Consider the following 17,908-nt stretch of genomic DNA (forward strand, 5'->3'; position numbering starts at 1 on the left):
CAGCAGTGGATCGCCGGTTTGCCCAGCTACATCAAGGCTTATTTGCCGATTTCAAGCTGCGAAAGTTGAGTTTCTAACACCTAAACTTGACAGCACTATATGAAATGATTCCCACTGTCGACGTTCCAAAGTTGAGTTACCGTGTCAATAAGAATGGAATGCTTTGATTATTCAAGTCTTTCTTCGGCTGTAGGATCATGTTCGGCAGAACTACATGGCTCACGGTGTTGCGCCTCGCGGAGCCGCCGTGCTTTCGCGGATCAGCAGCGTCGGGGAGAGCTGTGTGGCCTGGGGAATCGGACCTGCGCCGTCGATGAGGCCGATGATCATATCGACCAGCTGCTTGCCGGCCTGCTCGGTCGGCTTGCGGATCGTGGTCAATGATGGCTTATAAAAGCAGGCCGTGCTGATGTCGTCGTAGCCTACGACGGATATATCGTCAGGGACATGCAGGCCGTGCTCATGCAGCGCCCGCATCGCACCCAGCGCGAGCAAATCATTTTCGCAAAAAACAGCCGTCAAGCGATGCCCCGCCTGCAACAGCCGCTTCGCGCCGTCATACCCCGCTTCAATCAGAAAAGAATTGGCGCCGGTCGTCCGGATAAACAGCTGCTCGTGGATCGTGGCTCCGGCCGAAGCCAGCGCAGCCTGAAACTCGTGCGCCGACGCTTGGGAATACCCGATAAAGGCAATGTCCGCATGTCCGAGCGCCATCAGATGACGGACAGCGTCGCTCATCCCCTGCAGCCGGTTGACCGACACGGACGGCACAAGCGGCGAGCTGCTGTCAAAGGCGACAACCGGCTTGCCGGAGCGAAGCAGCTCATCGAGATGCTGCTCGATAAAAAACGCCGACGTATAACCCATAATGATGCCGTCCACTTCTTTTTGCCCGAAAATATCAAGCAGCGACCTTTGCTTGCGCTCGCTCATATTATCGAAGCCGATCAGCAGCGAATAGCCGTTTGCCCAGAGCTGCGCTTCAATCACCTCGGCAAAGGTCGCCCAAAACTCGCTTGTAATATGGGGCACAAGCAGCCCGATCGTCCGGGTTTGAATGCGATTCATCGTCCGGGCCGCCTGGTTCGGGCGAAAGCTCAGCTTGTCGATCGCAGCTTCGATCAGCTCGCGAGTTGCGGGCTTCACCTTGTCCTGTCCGTTGATGACTCTGGACACCGTTGCAATGGACACGCCGGCTTCGCGGGCGACATCGCGAATCGTTGCTTTTGTTCTCATGATCGTTCCTTCTCGCATCGTTGAAATAAGGAAAGCAGCGTCTGCTTGTTGCGGTTAGTATACTTGATTTGCCCGGTCAATTCCAGCTTTGTCCGGCTAATGATCTCAGGGGCTGTCCCCAGCTTCACAGATAAGGTATCATTGGGAAAAAGCCGGGCTTCCCCGCTCAGCTTAAGCCATCAAACAGGAGAGGCGAATAGCGCATGGGGTTCGCAGCTGCCGATGAGGTATTTGTTTACGAGAAGGTGGACGGTGAAAATTCACTTATCGTGCTGCTCAAGCAGCCTGGCAAGGAATTTGCAGCAATATGCTGCGACGCAGGTCGGTCTGGACGCCAGCGGGAAGTCCGAGGGAATTATCGTTCGGACTTCGGACCGCAAGCCTATTCGTAAAATCCGCTTTGAGGATTAGGAGCGCACGTTCAGGGTGTAGGAAAACGGGTCATATTGGCAGGAAGAGGTGAAGCGGCAATGACGCTGCAGCAGCTTAAATATGTACTTGAGGTCGCGGCGCGCGGCTCGATGAACGAGGCGGCCAAGCGGCTGTTTATTTCCCAGCCCAGCCTCTCGAATGCGATCAAGGAGCTGGAGCAGGAAATTCAGGTAACCATTTTCGAGCGCACGAATAAAGGCATTTCCTTGTCCAAGGAGGGCGCCGAGTTTCTCGGCTATGCCCGTCAAGTCATTGAGCAGGCGGAGCTGCTGGAGAGCCGGTATTTAAATGCCAAGCCCGCGCCGCAGCATTTCTCCGTCTCGACCCAGCATTACGCGTTTGCCGTCAATGCGTTCGTGGAGCTGGTCCGGGAGCATGGACAGGATGAATACGAGCTTGCGCTGCGCGAAACGAAAACCCATGAAATTATCCAGGATGTGCGCAGCCAGCGCAGTGAAATCGGGATTTTGTACATCAATGAATTTAATGCCAAGGTGATGAACCGGCTGTTGAAAAACGCCAATTTGGCGTTTACGAGCTTGTTTACGGCCAAGGCGCATGTGTTCGTCAGCATTCATAACCCGCTGGCCTGCCAGGCGATCGTGACACTTGATCAATTGCAGGATTATCCGTACTTGTACTTCGAGCAGGGGGAGTACAACTCGTTTCATTTTTCCGAGGAGATTTTGAGCACGCTGTCCCGCCGTAAAAGCATTTGCGTAAACGACCGGGCGACGCTGTTTAATTTGCTGATCGGCTTAAACGGATATACGATTTCGACCGGGGTGCTGAGCGCCGATCTGAACGGCAACGAGATCATTCCCGTGCCGCTGGCGAGTGAAGAGACCATCCATGTAGGGTGGATCGCCCATCGGCATGCGGCTTTGTCCAAGCTGGGAGCCGCCTATATTGAAGCGCTGCAGCGGAGCATCGCGCCATCGGCTGAGATATAGCTTTTCGTTATAACTAGTCATAGATTATCAGTGTTATGTTATAGCAAATCGGATATGTTATCTTCTTCTTATCAAATGACTGACACAGAGATGAAGGAGAGATCAACATATGCGCAGCGGTAATTTGGGGTATCCCCGCATTGGTCAAGACAGAGAATGGAAGAAGGCGCTGGAGGCTTTCTGGGCAGGCAAGCTGGCGGAGGACGATTTCCACGCGACGCTGAAAACGATTCGCCTGCACAACTTGAAGGTTCAGCAGGAGCGCGGTCTGGACACGATTCCAGTGGGCGATTTCACGTATTACGATCATATATTGGACACCGCAGCGATGTTCGGACTGGTGCCGGAGCGGTTCGCTTATGCAGGCGGCGAGCCTGATCTGGCGGTCTATTACGCGATGGCGCGCGGCAGCAAGGAGGCTACGGCCTGCGAGATGACGAAGTGGTTCAATACAAACTACCATTATATCGTCCCGGAGCTGGGCAGCAGAACGCCGAGCTTGACAAGAAACCGGCTGCTGGACGCTTACCGCGAGGCGAAGTCCGAGCTGGGGATCGAAGGCAGGCCGGTGCTGGTCGGGCCGTATACGTTCCTGAAGCTGTCGAAGGGCTACGCGCCGGAGCAATTGTCCTTCTGGATTGACCAGCTGCTGCCGCTGTACGCACAGGTGCTGCGTGAGCTGGCTGCCGAAGGCGTCGCATGGGTGCAGGTGGACGAGCCGATCCTGGCGACGACCGTGAAGCCAGAGGACGTGGCTCACATCGCCCGGATCTACGATTACTTGACGCAAGAAGCGCCGGGAGTGAAGCTGCAGCTGCAAACGTACTTCGAGGCTGTTGATGCCTACGAAGCGGTTGTCGCGCTGCCGGTACATGGCATCGGCCTTGATTTTGTTCATGACGGCGGGCGGAATCTGGCCTCCCTGCAGAAGCATGGGTTTCCCGCAGACAAGGTGCTGGGCGCAGGACTGATCGACGGCCGAGGCATCTGGAAAGCCGATCTGGCTGAGAAGCTGGACCTTCTCCAGGCCCTTGGAGCGGTTGTTGCGGCAGATCGCATTGTGATCCAGCCGTCCAGCAGTCTGCTGCACGTGCCGGTAAGCGCTGCAAAGGAAAGCAAGCTGGAGCCTGTCCTGCGTGATGCGCTTGCTTTTGCCGAGGAGAAGCTGGCTGAAATCGTGCTGCTGACTCAAGCCGGCCGGCTTGGAACTGAAGCGGTAGCCGGCGAGCTGGCAGCAGCGCAGCAAAGCCGCGAGGCGCTGCAAAGCTCGCCGTCCCGCGCCCGCAGCCAAGTGCGCGAGCGGATCGCCGAGCTGGCGTCTCAGCCGGTGAACCGCTCCAGCTACCTGAAGGTCCGGCGGGAAGCGCAGCAGAAGCGCTGGAACTTGCCGCTGCTGCCGACAACGACCATTGGCAGCTTTCCGCAAACGCCGGAGGTACGAGGCGCACGGTTGAAGTGGCGCAAGGGAGAATGGACAGACGCGCAATATGCGGCGTTTGTTCAGGCGGAAATTAAACGCTGGATTGACGTGCAGAGCGAGCTGGGACTGGATGTATTTGTACACGGTGAATTTGAGCGGACGGATATGGTCGAATTTTTCGGCGAGAAGCTGGACGGGTTCGCCTTTACCGCTAACGGCTGGGTGCAGTCGTACGGATCACGCTGCGTGAAGCCGCCGATCATTTATGGGGATGTGGAGTTTACAGCGCCGATGACGGTAGCCGAGACGGTGTATGCACAGTCGTTGACGGACGCTCCGGTCAAAGGCATGCTGACAGGACCGATCACGATTCTCAACTGGTCCTTCGTGCGGGATGACAAGCCGCGGGAGGAAGTCGCGTACCAGATCGCGCTGGCGCTCCGGGATGAAGTTGAGGCGCTGGAAGCGGCCGGAATCGGGATGATTCAGGTCGATGAGCCTGCGCTGCGCGAAGGGCTTCCGCTGAAGAAGGAGCAGGGGGCGCATTATTTGGACTGGGCTGTGCGGGCCTTCCGCTTGTCCACCTCGACCGTGCAGGACGAGACGCAAATTCATACCCATATGTGCTACTGCGAGTTCCATGATATGATCGGTTCGATTCACGACCTCGATGCGGACGTCATCTCCATTGAAACGTCGCGAAGCCACGGGGAGCTGATTGAAAGCTTCGAGAAGCATACTTATGATAAAGGCATCGGCCTGGGCGTCTATGATATTCACAGCCCGCGTGTGCCTTCGGTTGAGGAAATGAGCGGCATGATCGACCGCGCCTTGCGTGTGCTTGATCCGGAGCAGTTTTGGATCAATCCGGACTGCGGTCTGAAAACACGCAAATACGAGGAAACCGTGGAATCGCTGCGTCATATGGTGCTGGCCACCAAGCAGGCGCGGGAAAGCTACGCGGCGAAAACTGCGCTTTGATGTTAGGTGCGAAGCAGGAATCCGGGCGGGTTAAGTAAAATGTGATACATGTACGGAATTGCTGCAGCTGTGCAGGCAATACAACAGGACCTTGTCGAATGTGACGAGGTCCTGTTTTGAATGTTAGGTACCATGTAACCTGATTTTATATCCAAAATTTAATCTTATGACGATGAATGTGATAGACTTTCCATGAAGGGAAGCGTCCCTTTGCCATGAAGCCGATTAAAGGACGCGCAGCCCAACCCGTCAATTTCGTGCCTGAACTGTCGGACGCGGAGGCTCCGGGTCTGTTATTCTCAAGGTGCAGGAAGGAGTGAAGCCGATGAACCTGCTGGAGCATATGAACAATGCGCTTGCTTATATCGAAGACCATTTAGCTGACGAGGTAGATTTCAAGGAGGCGGCTAGACGGGCGTTATGTTCGGAATACCATTTCAAGCGGATGTTTTCCTCGTTGGCCGGGCTGACGATGTCCGAGTACGTCCGCCGCAGACGGCTGACGCTGGCCGCATTTGACCTGCAAGGCAGTGACAGAAAGGTCATCGACATTGCCGTCAAATACGGATACCGCTCGCCGGACGCCTTCGCAAAAGCTTTCCAGCTGTACCACGGCGTCACGCCTTCCGAAGCCAAAAGTTATGGACCATCGCTGAAGGTATGTCCAAAGATGACCTTCCAGCTGATTGTCAGAGGAGGAGCGGATATGAATTACCGGTTGGAGGAAAAGGGCGCGTTTCGCATCGTCGGCTTGCGCAAACGGGTGCCGATCCAGTTTCACGGCGTAAATCCCGAAATCGAAAAAATGTGGAAAAGCTTAAACGAGCCGATGATCGCAGAGCTGAAACAGCTGTCCAACACGGCCCCGTTTGGCATGATCAGCGGCTCCGTGCATTTTTCCGAAGGGCGGATGGAGGAGCAGGGGGAACTGGACCATATAATCGGCGTGGCGACGACAGAGGAATGTCCTGCGTCCTTCGCGCAGTTGGAGGTTGGCGCAGCATCGTGGGCGGTGTTCGAAGCTGTTGGACCGTTTCCCGGTACGCTGCAGGAAATTTGGGGGCGGATTTATGCGGAGTGGTTCCCGTCCTCGCAATACGAGCAAGCAGAGGGGCCGGAGCTGCTATGGAACGAGCATAAGGATGTGACATCGCCCGTTTTCCGCAGCGAAATCTGGATACCCGTGAAGAAGGCCTGACAAAAACAAGAACAGCTGCGGACCTCGAACGGGTTGGCAGCTTTTTGTACTGCAAGGCAGCGTCGCAGCGGGTCAGTGGAGCGCAACGTGAGATGAGGCGGATAGGGCAAGTGTTCAACCGATAAATCGCGATACACGTCTGTTGTGCGAATTGCTCGGAGATTTGAGTGCTATTTGATCGTTGCGCCGGTTGTTGTATGATGGATAGCAGAACGACTGCCACATTAGGTATTTATCATATGCAACATAGGAGGTTCCATGTCCTGGAGTAAATTGAAGCAACAACTGGATAGCTTTCTCTGTCCAGCGTTATATGGAAGGGTCGAATACCGTGCAACCAGCTACCGTTATTTACCCGATAAAGCAGGGCTTTGTTATATTGCCGTAGATAAAAAGAATATCCTCAATATGAGTGGTCCAGCTAATTTAATCAGATGGTATCAGACGGAGCTGGAAATTAAGAATGATTCGAGTATCCAAATTCCTATCAACTATGAAGAAATTGAAGCCGTCAGAACAGAGACCAAAGGAGCCGTTCCGGAGGATCGTCTACAAGTCATTGCAAGAAGTAGAAAAATTTCAGAACATGCCAAGGAGCTTTTGGCGGCACAGTCATCATTAAGCAAATCAAATTTTACCGTTGTAGCTAATCGGTTTTTATCCATTTCTATAGAGGAAAGCCTGGAGAGCCATGATATTTTATTGAATGTTCTAGCTTTGGTGGACAGGCGGGTTGGGAAAAAACGAATTTTAAACATGACCGAGAAGATGAAGCTAAAGCATCCAATTGTGCAGTATTTTTATGAGCTGCGAGTTAGTACGTTGTAGGGTTAGATGAGTTGTGTGTGTTGGTGTTATTTGGTCGGTGGATGTGGGGTGTGTATCGTCATTATTTTTAGATGTAAGGGGGGAGATCAGCGCGAGGGTGCTGGTCTTTTCTTGTTGGAGATAATTCGCCGAGAAAACGAGAGTGCGATGTGATAAATGCAGGAGGAGTTGCTCAATGGGAGTGTACGAAAAATTTAAGGCAAGAAAATCCTTAGGGGAGACGCTATTTTTAGCTGAACTTACATCAGAACATCTAAAAGCTATAAATGAGCAAAAACGAATACAAAAAATTACAGATATCCTTATGCCAGTTTGAACTGCTCACAAACGACATGAAAGGGAACACCGCACTGGCGGAAAAAGATCTCAATCGGCCATCGTTTGGCGTAGTATGCCGAAATGGTTTCCGTCTCCAAGGAAACATCGGTGCATAGGAACTCATGTAGCGCTTTGGGTTCCCCAAACGCCTGCTCCGGCCAGACAACAGGACGACAGCATTGTCCATTTCATTCAACGCACCTTCATACCGACACGTCCGCACATCCCACCACGGTAGTTTGAAGCTGATGGCCCCACACGACCTTGCCGAGCAGATGCGAATGATGAAAACCGGTGAGCTCCATCGGAGCCTCAGCCTGTGACGAAGGCTTGGTCTTCTGAGCAATGGTATCATCGTGAATGACGGTAAGCGTCAAACTAATCACACCTATTCGTAAGCGAACCCATCCAGCATAATAAATCCATCACGCCCACGAGAGGATGGATGTTACCTTGGAAAATCATTTACAAGCCTTATGGAGCGAACGAATCACGGCCTATCAGGCCAGCGGCCAAACGATGAAATCTTGGTGCGCTGAGCAGAACCTGACCGTTCACCAATTAAAATATTGGCTATACAAAACGCAAAGACAAACAAGGGCCGGCTCCATGCCAACCTTCCGTCCTGTTACCGTGGCTAGCCCATCGCGCGCATAACAGCCTCCCTTCACGTACAGGTTGGCATTGCCCGGATCGAGATTACGCCCGGTTTTGAACCCGAACTGCTCCGCGACGCTTACCTGTTTGAGCAGTTGCCGCAGCTCACCGATGTCAATGAACCAGAGGCCTTAGCCCCGTTCATGCCATGGTCGCGGCAGTTGCCGGATTCCTGCCGTATGAACTAATTTACATTCATCATACACAAACCCCATTCTGACTGCTAGGTGGGGTCTATTTGACGTTCACAGTATAAGCAGGTGTCATCTGGGGTTGGCACGGTTACTGGAAACGGAATAATATGATTTAAGTTGGCGATACAAAGGCGCTCTAAGCGGAGTGCCTTTGTACATGCCTTTTTCTACAGTTTAATGCCCTCTGAGCGTATTTCTTTATTCAATTTTCTTTTGTATAGTGGAGCATATGGTACGAATAAAGTTAATAAATTTGGAAATTTTGTGGAAGGCTCTACCAAGGATTTTTAAATGGGACTGTGTTTTTCTCAATGCTTACTGTTCATTACGGAAGAGGACTTCAATTTTGCTTGCAATATGGAGCTTAAGGAAATGCAGATCAAGGCCAGTGCAGCAAATAAATATCCTCCCCATACGATGTCTCCCGTTCCCGAATGGGTGATAAGTAGACCACCTACAGTTGTACCGATTGTAACCCCAAGATTGGAAAAGGAGACATACAGACTATTCGCAAACTCTGGCGCCTCAGGAATTTCCGTTGTTAACCAGAGCTGGCCGACGATAAGTCCACTTGTGTGTACGGCGCCCCATAATACCACAATTCCGATAATCCAAATGAGCGACGCGTTTGTATATTGAAGGACAAGATAACATACCGCCAATGCAACCGGGTATAACAGAGTGTTTCTGGTCAGGCGTCTGTCCAATAATTTGCCGGCATACCAGTTGCCCGCTACACCACTAAGACCGAATGCGACCAGAAGTAAGCTCACGATTTTTTCGTTTATGCTCAGATGCTGCCCCATATATTCGGCAAAATAGCTATACACGACAAACATCGTAGCGAAAATAAAGCAAGTTGTTGCAATGCTCAGCCATACAGTGGGCTTACGCAATACACTTAACTGCGACTGTTTCAATAATAATGGATTGCTTGCATCGTGAATTATAAATGGAGCAACCAAACCATGAAGACCTGGTGCGAAGCGAACCGTGTAACCAGAGATCAAATAAGGTATTTACCTCTGGTTCACCTTTAAAATACCCGATTTGAACTCCAAAATGAAATGGTTAGTAGAGGGCTGTTATTTTTACTGGCTATCTCGCTTGAACTGGATCCGAAGATGGTGCTGCGTTGGGCGAGGGAATTGGGCCGCATCGATGTGTTCGACCGAGCAATCGTCGCCTATCATCACGGCCTGTCCTGCGAGGCCAAGGACTTGGTTCAAATCACGCAGGAAGCGCTGATGAAGCGCCAGCTCTTTGACAAAACGAATCGGCCAGTCATTCGCTCTGACAATGGTCCACAGTTCATGAGTCACCGGTTTGCAGAGGCCTGTGAACAGTTTCAAATCGTTCACGAACGCATCCCGCCGAAGACGCCGAACAAGAACGCGCATATCGAGTCGTTCCATGCCATTCTGGAATCGGAGTGTTACCAGCGGCACGAGTTTGAGAGCTATCAACAAGCGTATGATCTAACCTGGATGCAAGGATGCGAAAACCGAAGCAAGATCACGCAAATCTATGCCAAGTTTCGAATAAGAGGTGTCTGGTCCGAAAGAAAGGGGTTAAACCGATAGCACTAGAAAAACAATCCTGCATCATTCCTTATGGTATTCTATAATGAGAATAATACTCATCATAGATATCGAGGAAGTGGCTTTATGCAGCACAAATTCAAATTAACCCGCATGCACGAATATATGGAACATTTATCGACGGGGCTGGAGAGGGAACTGTCTCGTTCAAGTTGGGGACAACAACTGATCCTTCCGAATGAACTTGGAAATGGCACGATTCACCGGATGGTTATTCGTCCCGGGATGGAAGTTTTACTGGAGCGTTTAAATCTGCATCAAAATCTGAGATTGAGGATCGACCAGGAGTGCCAGGTTTTGGGTTTGGTTTATCGCTTAAGCGGAGAAAGCTACTGTGAATGGAATAATGCCATTTGTACGAGCTTATCCGGTTCGGAGAGTACGGTGTTTTTTACCCATCAAACCAAAGTCTATTTGGAGACAAGCTCAGCTATCCAGAACAATGCCATTAAGATTCGAATGAGTCCGGGTATACTGGATGCGTATTTTGCCGACGGGGAGGAGAATCGCAAACTGCGGCAGATGCTGCACGCCTATAAAAATACCATTCGCGGCCAAGCCATTTCACCGGCTGTTCAAGCGATTTTGCAGGCGATGTGGACGTGTGAATATGACGGGGCGCTGAAGCGATTGTTTATGGAAAGCAAGGTTTTGGAGCTGATCACTCTCTTTATTCATGAGCTGCCGACCTATGAGCTGCCGAGCAAAGAATTAACGACACTCCATCGCAATGACCTTGAGAAGCTGCATCACGTTCGCAGAGCGATAATCGAGCATTTGGATCATCCTCTTTCCATTCAGGAGCTGGCGAAAATAGCGGGAATGGGCACAACAAAACTAAAAGCAGGCTTCCGGACTTTATTCGATAAAACGATCTTTGAATTTGTCCGCGAACAAAGAATGCAAAAAGCGGCATGGCTGCTGGAGACGAATCGGATGAGGGTATGCGATGCGGCTATGGCGGTTGGATACAGCAACCCGAGCCAATTCGCTGCCGCCTTCAGAAAGCAATATGGCTGCAATCCAAGTCAATATGGGCAGCATCTTGAACGATAAAAACAGAATCCTTTACAAACGAAACGGACATGCATCGTCATCTGGTGTATGTCCGTTTTGCCGTCCTTAATAGGTTGCCGAGCGTCTTTCTGGGGTAGAGGTGAGCTATGAATGTATGTGATAATCATTATCATTCATAGAGAGGAGCACATAAGGATGGGAGTTAGAAAAGGGTTTGTCTTCACAGTTATGGTTTTGGTTCTAGTGGTGTTGACCGGTTGTTCCGAGAATCGGCAGCCATCGCTCAACCAGGAAGAGGTTCGTATATTCAAGCATCCGTTAGGCGAAGTAAGGTTGACCGAAACGCCCAAAAGAATCGTGGCACTGGATTTCAGTTATACGGAAGATCTGCTGGCGCTGGGGATTACGCCGGTCGGCGTAGCGGATATTGGTTCACCGACAGGCTTTAACACCATGGTGAATATACAGCCTGCGTTGGGGTCCGAGGTTGTGGATGTCGGCGGCCGGCAGGAGCCTAATCTCGAAATCATTGCCGAGCTTCAGCCGGATCTCATTTTGACCAATGTGTATTTTGTTCAAAAGAACTATGAGAAGCTAAATGCCATTGCGCCGACCATGGTCTTTGATCCCTATCCGCCGGAAGGGAAGGAGCAGTACGAAGAAATGACGGAAACCTTCCGTGTGATTGCAGATATGGTAGGCAAAGGGGATGAAGCCGAGCAGCAGCTTGAGGACTTGCAAAAGGTGTATGACGAGGCGAAAGGGAAGCTGAAAGCGGCGAATAAAGCGGGAGCGAAGGTTGTATTTGCCCAAATGACACCTGGTCAATCGGGTCCTTCCGTATGGTTGTTCACCGGAAATTCCCAAGGCGCGCGAATCATGAAAGAAATCGGATTACATCACGTCTATCAGCCTGCGATGTTTGAACAACGGGGCGTGACGGTGACAACTGTAGAAGCGTTAATGGATTACCAGGATGCTTCCTTGATTTATTTAAACACGGACAGTACAGGCGGATTGCAGAATCAACTGAAAGCCAATGCGTTATGGAACGAATTGGCTTTCGTCAAACAGCAGCGCGTTTATGCGATGGATCGGCGGATGTGGGCGTATGGCGGACCAATCAGCGCCAAGGGGCTGGTCGGTGAGGTTGTCAAGGCGTTGACCGGGCAATGAAAGCGAATGGGAAGGCGGTCAGTGTGATCGGAGGAAGCGCCCTGCTTCTGGCGCTGCTCTTTTTGCTTCATGTAACGCAGGGGCAAGTAGACATCAGCGTATCTGATGTGATGCGTTCTCTTCTGCATGGGCAAGGGTCGGTCGTTGATCAGGCCATATGGGGGCTGCGTTTACCGCGGGCGGTTGCGGGCATGCTCTGTGGAGCTGCTCTGGCTGCCAGCGGTGTGCTGCTGCAGACGGTGCTGCGCAATCCGCTCGCTTCTGCGGGCACGCTCGGTATTAATGCGGGAGCTTACTTGGCAGTCGTAGCAGGAACGATATGGAGTCCCTTCCTGCTTCATCGGTTTCCATTTGTCTTTGCTCTTGCTGGCGGCGTTCTGGCGGCCGGCATGGCTTATGTGCTGGCCGGGGGTTATCGGGCACCGCCGCTTCGACTGGTGCTGTCCGGTTTAATTGTCACCTTGTTGCTGTCTTCACTGACGAGTATGGTGCAAATTTTGTATTTGGAAGATGCCAGCCACTTGTTCGTCTGGGGTTCGGGTTCCTTGATGCAGAACAACTGGCAAGGCGTTCAGCTCACATGGCACTGGATGGTCATCGGGTTGGCGATTGTTTTTCTTTTCGCCAAATCCCTTGATCTGCTGACGCTTGGAGAGGAGTCAGCGGCTTCGCTGGGACAGCGAATGATGTGGACGAAGGCGGCGATGTCCGGAATCGCCATTGCACTTGCGGCGCTCAGTGTGAGCCTCGCTGGTCCCATCGGGTATATCGGTCTGCTCGCGCCGCATATCATTCGACTGACCGGCATTCGGCAGCACCGTTTGTTGATTCCCGCAAGCGCGATGCTGGGGGCAGGGCTTTTGCTCGTTGCCGATTCGCTGACCTCCATGTTTCAGGCGACTTACGGCACGCTTCCTGTCGGAGCTGTGACGGCATTGCTTGGCGGCGGTTGGTTGGTCGTATTTGTGATGCGCGCGCAAAAGAAGCGTCAAGGAATTGGCGGATTCGCCGGGACGCCCCCGATGTCTGGGGCTTCCAGATTCAGAGCCAACAAAGCGCGAATGTTCACGGCCTATCTCCTGCTGGGCTTGGCTTTGCTCGGCGTCACCCTATATGGATGCTTGCGTTCAGGGCATTCCATGCTGGCCATCGAACAGTTTATCCAGACCTTATCGGGCCATGGGCAACCATCGCTTCATCATCTGGTGTGGCAATTGCGTTTGCCGCGCATGGCTGCCGCCTGGCTTGGCGGCGCGGCGCTGGCGGCAGCCGGCTTATTGATTCAGAGTGCCGTGCGCAATCCGATGGCCGATCCGTCAGTCGTCGGGGTTACATCCGGCGCAGGTGCGGGGGTGCTGGCCCTGTTGGTTATATGGCCTTATGCGCCGGGATGGCTGATGGGGTTATGCGCATTTGCTGGGGCGGTTATCGTCGCCATTGTTATTTTCGCGGCCGCTTGGCGCAGCGGTCTGGAGCCTGGAATGTTGCTTCTGGCGGGGATCAGCATCTCCGCGGTAGGTACGGCCGTCATTCAAATTCTGGTGCTGCGGACGACAAGCTTTACGGCTGCTCTCATCTGGCTTGCGGGCAGTACGTATGCGCGAGGATGGACAGATACGATTCCATTAGTCATCGTTTCGGCTCTTCTTATCCCGATCGCCTGGTGGTTGGGAAAGCGCGTGGAATTATTGTCCTTTACCGACGAGGTTTCGACAGGAGTCGGACAACGCGTCAAGCGGGATCGATTGCTGGCGGCAAGCCTGGGAGTCGCATTGGCGGCGGTAGTTGTCGCCACCGTAGGCACCGTCGGATTTATCGGATTGCTGGCTCCGCATGCGGCAAGACTGCTTACCGGAACGGCTCATCGCAAAATGATGGGGCTCTCCATGCTCATCGGCGCTTTGCTGCTGACAACGGCGGATGTGGCGGGACGTTTGGTTGCTTTGCCGAAAGAAGTCCCTTCAGGATTGATGGTGTCGCTGATTGGAGCGCCGTATTTGCTTTATTTGCTGTATCGAAACGGCCGTAGAGCCGGTTAATTGTGATGAAATGATAATGGAAAATTCAGTTCCAAGCTCCACCAAATCTAATCAATGAACGGCTGCGATGCCGTTTTTTATTTTGTAGAGCAGGATAAATTGAACAGCAGCTCCCCTGGAAAAAGAGCACAAGAAACTCAAGAAGCTTTATGCCGCCAGGCTCCCGCCCCTCCACACCTCCCTTCAAGCAATCCCTACAACGAATATGGTATAATCCGGATAATGCCATAAACCACTCGAAAAGTAGGGAGATCCGATGGAAGAAAACAAAACCAACCCAATCCATTCAACCCATACAGCATCCACAACCAGAACGAGCAGCGAAATTGGCTGGAACTTCGACAACAGCTATGCGCGGCTGCCTGAGCTGATGTATACACGCTTGAACCCGACGCCGGTGCGGGCGCCGGAGCTGGTGATTGTCAATGACGCGCTGGCGGCGGAGCTTGGCTTGAATGCTCAGGCGCTGCACAGCGCAGAGGGGGCGGAGACGCTGGCCGGGAACCGGATTCCCGAAGGTTCGCTGCCGCTGGCGCAGGCGTATGCGGGACATCAGTTCGGGAACTTCAACATGCTGGGAGACGGGCGGGCGCTGCTGCTCGGCGAGCAGCTGACGCCGCGCGGCGAGCGGATGGATATTCAGCTGAAGGGCTCAGGACCGACGCCGTACTCCCGTCGAGGCGACGGGCGTGCGGCGCTGGGGCCGATGCTGCGCGAATATATCATTAGCGAAGCGATGGCCAGCCTTGGCATTCCGACAACCCGCAGCCTGGCGGTGACGGCGACGGGCGAGTCGATTTACCGGGAGACGGAGCTGCCGGGCGCGGTGTTAACCCGCGTAGCGGCAAGCCATTTGCGCGTCGCCACCTTTCAATATGCAGCGGGCTGGGGCACAAAGGAGGATATTCAGGCGCTGGCGGACTACACGCTGGACAGGCATTTTCCGCAAGCGGCGGGGGCTGAAAACCAGGTTGTGTCCTTGCTGCGGGAGGTGATTGCCAGCCAAGCGAGGTTAATTGCCCAATGGCAGCTTGTCGGCTTCATCCATGGCGTGATGAATACAGACAATATGGCGCTGAGCGGCGAGACGATTGACTACGGCCCATGTGCGTTTATGGATGCATATAACCCGGAAACGGTGTTCAGCTCGATTGATACGCAGGGACGTTACGCCTACGGAAACCAGCCGCGCATTGCGGTGTGGAATTTGGCGAGATTGGCCGAGGCGCTGCTGCCGATTTTGCATGATGACGAGGAGCAGGCTGTTGCGCTTGCGGAGGAGGCGCTGGGCGGGTTTATGGAGCAGTACCGCCAGCATTGGCTGGCCGGGATGAGGGCCAAGCTTGGCCTGTTCGGCGAAGAGCCGGAGGACGAAACGCTGATCATGGACCTGCTGGCGCTGATGCAGCAGCATGAGGCGGATTATACGAATACGTTTCTTGCCTTGACGTTTGAACGCTGCGAAGGCTCGGGGTTGTTCGCAAGCGCTGAATATGCAGCGTGGCAAGGACTATGGCAAGCGCGGCTCGGCAGACAGCAGCAGGATGAGGCGGCCTCGCGCGAGCTGATGCGCAGCAGCAATCCCGCACTGATCCCGCGCAACCACCGGGTGGAGGAGGCGCTGGCCGCCGCTGTGGAGCGAGGCGATCTGAGTGTGATGGAACGGCTGCTTGCGGCGCTGGCGAATCCGTTCGCGCATACGCCGGAGCAAGCGGGTTATGCTGAGCCGCCCGGGCCTTCGAGCTGCGGCTACCGCACCTTTTGCGGAACGTGACAGGAATTTGCAAGCGATAGAGATTTATAGATAGCAGAGCGTGTAGGCGAGGAGAAATGATAACAGGGCGTGTAAGCGAGTAGAACGGAGAATCATCAATTTCCTGCGGGAGTCAAGGAGAGGGAGACATGTCTGAATCTGATGATCTGGCGGCGCAAAGGCGCAAGCATCTGAAGCTGATCCAGTTTAATAAAGAGGATCAATCGCTGGTGGAGTCGGACAAGCCGGCGGAAACGTTTGCGGATGTAGGCGGGCTGGACGATGTGAAGAAGAAAATCCGCATGAATTTTATTTTGCCGTTGAAGCAGCCGGAGCTGTTCGCCGCATATGGCAAATCGGCTGGCGGCAGTCTGCTGCTGTTCGGGCCTCCGGGCTGCGGCAAAACGTTTCTGGCGCGGGCCGTCGCGGGGGAAATTGAAGCGAATTTCATTCATATTGAGCTGCAGGCGATTTTGTCGATGTATGTGGGCCAAAGCGAGCATAACCTGCACGATTTCTTCGAGAAGGCGCGTCAGAGCAAGCCTTGCGTCATCTTTATCGACGAACTGGACGCGATGGGCGGCAGCCGGCACCAGATGCGCCAGCACCATGACCGGATGCTGGTCAACCAGCTGCTGCTGGAGCTTGACGGGCTGCAGGCGGAAAATGACGGCGTTTTTGTGATCGGCGCAACGAATACGCCCTGGTACCTGGACTCGGCGCTGCGGCGTCCGGGCCGGTTTAATCATCTCGTATTTGTGCCGCCGCCGGAGGAAGCGGAGCGCCAGACGATTCTGGAGCTCAAGCTGGCCGGCAAGCCTGTGCAGGGGCTGAATATGGCGAAGGTTGCCGCCGAGACGAAGTATTTCTCCGGGGCCGATCTGGAGCAGGTCGTCAGCGATGCGGTGGAAGGCGCCATGGAGCGGATGCTGGAGAGCGGGGAGATCGAGCCGATTACTCAGCAGGACATGAAGGCGGCGGTGAAAGCACGCAAGGCGACCACGCTGGAATGGTTTTCGACGGCCAAAAACTATGCAACCTTCAGCGATGTGAACCAGGATTACCAGATTGTGCTGGATTATATGAAAAAACACGGAATCAAGTAGCGGAAGGAGCCGGAGAACGGATTGGCGGAGCAAAACAAGGTGGAGCGAAACGCCTATGCGGCGGCATACCAGTTGATCGAATGGAAGCGGTATAAGGAGGCTCTGCGGGAAGCGGAAAATGTGCTGCGCGAGCATCCGGAGGAAGCGGATGCGCTGGCCTTGATTGCGCACATTTATATGCTGATGGACGATTTCGAGAAGGCGCTGCATTGGTCTGCAGAGGCGCTGAAGCGCGAGCCGGAGCATGACAACGCCTGGCTGGTGCGTGTCCTGGCCTACCATGATTCAGGCAACAGGAAGGCCTTCATGGAAGCGGCGCATCAAGCGCTGCGTATAAATCCGTACCAGACGGTGTACCATAGTCTGCTGGCAAATTCTTTATGCGCGAAGGGCGAGCATAAGGATGCGAGGGAGCATTTGATGCAGGCGCTGCGCCTGCACCCTGACGACCCGTATTACTTGTCCATGCTCAGCTATATCGAAGCGCAGCTTGGCAAGTTCGAGCAATCCGAGCAGCTGGACCGCCAGGTTCGGCGGCAAACCGTTGAAATGCCTGATGCGCTGCTGTATTTGGCCTGGGCAGCCGCTCATCGCGGCGATTACTCGCTGCAGGAAACGTATATGAGCAGCGCTGTCAGGCAAAATCCCGACAACAAGCAATGTCAGGATGAATATCTCGAAGCCTTGCAAAACAGCCACAAGCTGTTTCGCATCTTTCTGCTGCCGATGAAATTTATTCGCAGAATGAAGGGCTGGCAGCTGCTGCTGTGCTGGTTTCTGGCGTGGATTTTTTTCAAGCCGCTCGTCATTATTTTTATTGTCCTATATATCGTTGCCCACTGGGTGACAAAGGCGATTGTGCATGTCCGCGTGTTTGGCTGGCGGCGGCGCGGTTCGTAGCTGTACGTTTTGCGCGGCGGCAAGCTTCGGCAGTCAGCCCCGGCTTGTGCAGCGCTGGTTGCTCGGATTGGAGGCCTTGCCACATTGGCAAGGTCTTTT

General features: G+C 53.5%; 16 protein-coding genes and 1 pseudogene. 14 read left to right on the forward strand and 3 right to left on the reverse strand.

What is annotated here, in order from left to right; all coding sequences use genetic code 11:
* Positions 1 to 219: 219 nt before the first annotated feature.
* Positions 220 to 1,236: a LacI family DNA-binding transcriptional regulator gene (locus AC6ROY_RS19000; protein WP_500102175.1), complete on the reverse strand. Its 1,017-nt coding sequence runs from the start codon at positions 1,234 to 1,236 to the stop codon at positions 220 to 222.
* A 203-nt stretch (positions 1,237 to 1,439) separates the two neighbouring features.
* Here AC6ROY_RS19000 and AC6ROY_RS19005 point away from each other — a divergent pair, with 203 nt between their 5' ends.
* From AC6ROY_RS19005 to AC6ROY_RS19030, 6 genes are all read left to right on the forward strand, one after another.
* Positions 1,440 to 1,628 carry a hypothetical protein gene (locus AC6ROY_RS19005; protein ID WP_500102176.1) on the forward strand — a complete coding sequence of 63 codons (189 nt, stop codon included), beginning with the start codon at positions 1,440 to 1,442 and terminating at the stop codon, positions 1,626 to 1,628.
* A gap of 78 nt (positions 1,629 to 1,706) precedes the next feature.
* A complete protein-coding gene (locus AC6ROY_RS19010; protein ID WP_500102177.1) occupies positions 1,707 to 2,621 on the forward strand; it encodes a LysR family transcriptional regulator in 915 nt (304 codons plus the stop codon).
* A 109-nt stretch (positions 2,622 to 2,730) separates the two neighbouring features.
* Complete coding sequence (gene metE, locus AC6ROY_RS19015; RefSeq protein ID WP_500102178.1) at positions 2,731 to 5,022, forward strand: 5-methyltetrahydropteroyltriglutamate--homocysteine S-methyltransferase; 2,292 nt, start codon at positions 2,731 to 2,733, stop codon at positions 5,020 to 5,022.
* A gap of 325 nt (positions 5,023 to 5,347) precedes the next feature.
* Positions 5,348 to 6,220 (forward strand): AraC family transcriptional regulator, encoded by an 873-nt coding sequence (locus AC6ROY_RS19020; protein ID WP_500102270.1) that lies wholly within the window; start codon positions 5,348 to 5,350, stop codon positions 6,218 to 6,220.
* A gap of 258 nt (positions 6,221 to 6,478) precedes the next feature.
* Positions 6,479 to 7,048 carry an SF0329 family protein gene (locus AC6ROY_RS19025; protein WP_500102179.1) on the forward strand — a complete coding sequence of 190 codons (570 nt, stop codon included), beginning with the start codon at positions 6,479 to 6,481 and terminating at the stop codon, positions 7,046 to 7,048.
* 175 nt (positions 7,049 to 7,223) lie between these two features.
* Positions 7,224 to 7,364 (forward strand): hypothetical protein, encoded by a 141-nt coding sequence (locus AC6ROY_RS19030; protein ID WP_500102180.1) that lies wholly within the window; start codon positions 7,224 to 7,226, stop codon positions 7,362 to 7,364.
* Between the two features lie 34 nt (positions 7,365 to 7,398).
* Here the strand turns inward: AC6ROY_RS19030 and AC6ROY_RS19035 are convergent.
* Positions 7,399 to 7,731: pseudogene (locus AC6ROY_RS19035) on the reverse strand (IS701 family transposase); the annotation flags it as partial.
* An 88-nt stretch (positions 7,732 to 7,819) separates the two neighbouring features.
* On the opposite strand from AC6ROY_RS19035, the gene tnpA reads away from it, so the two are divergent.
* On the forward strand, positions 7,820 to 8,023 hold the full coding sequence (gene tnpA, locus AC6ROY_RS19040) for an IS66 family insertion sequence element accessory protein TnpA (protein WP_500102181.1): 204 nt from the start codon (positions 7,820 to 7,822) through the stop codon (positions 8,021 to 8,023).
* A gap of 502 nt (positions 8,024 to 8,525) precedes the next feature.
* Here the strand turns inward: tnpA and AC6ROY_RS19045 are convergent.
* Positions 8,526 to 9,227 carry an MFS transporter gene (locus AC6ROY_RS19045; RefSeq protein WP_500102182.1) on the reverse strand — a complete coding sequence of 234 codons (702 nt, stop codon included), beginning with the start codon at positions 9,225 to 9,227 and terminating at the stop codon, positions 8,526 to 8,528.
* 114 nt (positions 9,228 to 9,341) lie between these two features.
* On the opposite strand from AC6ROY_RS19045, the gene AC6ROY_RS19050 reads away from it, so the two are divergent.
* The 7 genes from AC6ROY_RS19050 (at position 9,342) to AC6ROY_RS19080 (ending at position 17,809) form a co-directional block, all read left to right on the forward strand.
* Positions 9,342 to 9,800 (forward strand): DDE-type integrase/transposase/recombinase, encoded by a 459-nt coding sequence (locus tag AC6ROY_RS19050; RefSeq protein WP_500102183.1) that lies wholly within the window; start codon positions 9,342 to 9,344, stop codon positions 9,798 to 9,800.
* A gap of 84 nt (positions 9,801 to 9,884) precedes the next feature.
* A complete protein-coding gene (locus AC6ROY_RS19055) occupies positions 9,885 to 10,874 on the forward strand; it encodes a helix-turn-helix transcriptional regulator (RefSeq protein WP_500102184.1) in 990 nt (329 codons plus the stop codon).
* A gap of 156 nt (positions 10,875 to 11,030) precedes the next feature.
* Positions 11,031 to 12,011 (forward strand): ABC transporter substrate-binding protein, encoded by a 981-nt coding sequence (locus tag AC6ROY_RS19060; protein ID WP_500102185.1) that lies wholly within the window; start codon positions 11,031 to 11,033, stop codon positions 12,009 to 12,011.
* Positions 12,008 to 14,050, forward strand: a complete 2,043-nt coding sequence (locus AC6ROY_RS19065; RefSeq protein WP_500102186.1) for an iron ABC transporter permease — start codon at positions 12,008 to 12,010, stop codon at positions 14,048 to 14,050. Before AC6ROY_RS19060 ends, AC6ROY_RS19065 begins: the two co-directional genes overlap by 4 nt.
* 256 nt (positions 14,051 to 14,306) lie before the next feature.
* Complete coding sequence (locus tag AC6ROY_RS19070) at positions 14,307 to 15,824, forward strand: protein adenylyltransferase SelO (protein ID WP_500102187.1); 1,518 nt, start codon at positions 14,307 to 14,309, stop codon at positions 15,822 to 15,824.
* Positions 15,825 to 15,952: 128 nt separating this feature from the next.
* Positions 15,953 to 16,909, forward strand: a complete 957-nt coding sequence (locus tag AC6ROY_RS19075) for an ATP-binding protein (RefSeq protein ID WP_500102188.1) — start codon at positions 15,953 to 15,955, stop codon at positions 16,907 to 16,909.
* A 21-nt stretch (positions 16,910 to 16,930) separates the two neighbouring features.
* Positions 16,931 to 17,809, forward strand: coding sequence for a tetratricopeptide repeat protein (locus AC6ROY_RS19080; RefSeq protein WP_500102189.1), 879 nt, complete (start codon positions 16,931 to 16,933; stop codon positions 17,807 to 17,809).
* Positions 17,810 to 17,908 lie beyond the last annotated feature (99 nt).

The organism is Paenibacillus sp. sg306046, from assembly GCF_059821225.1.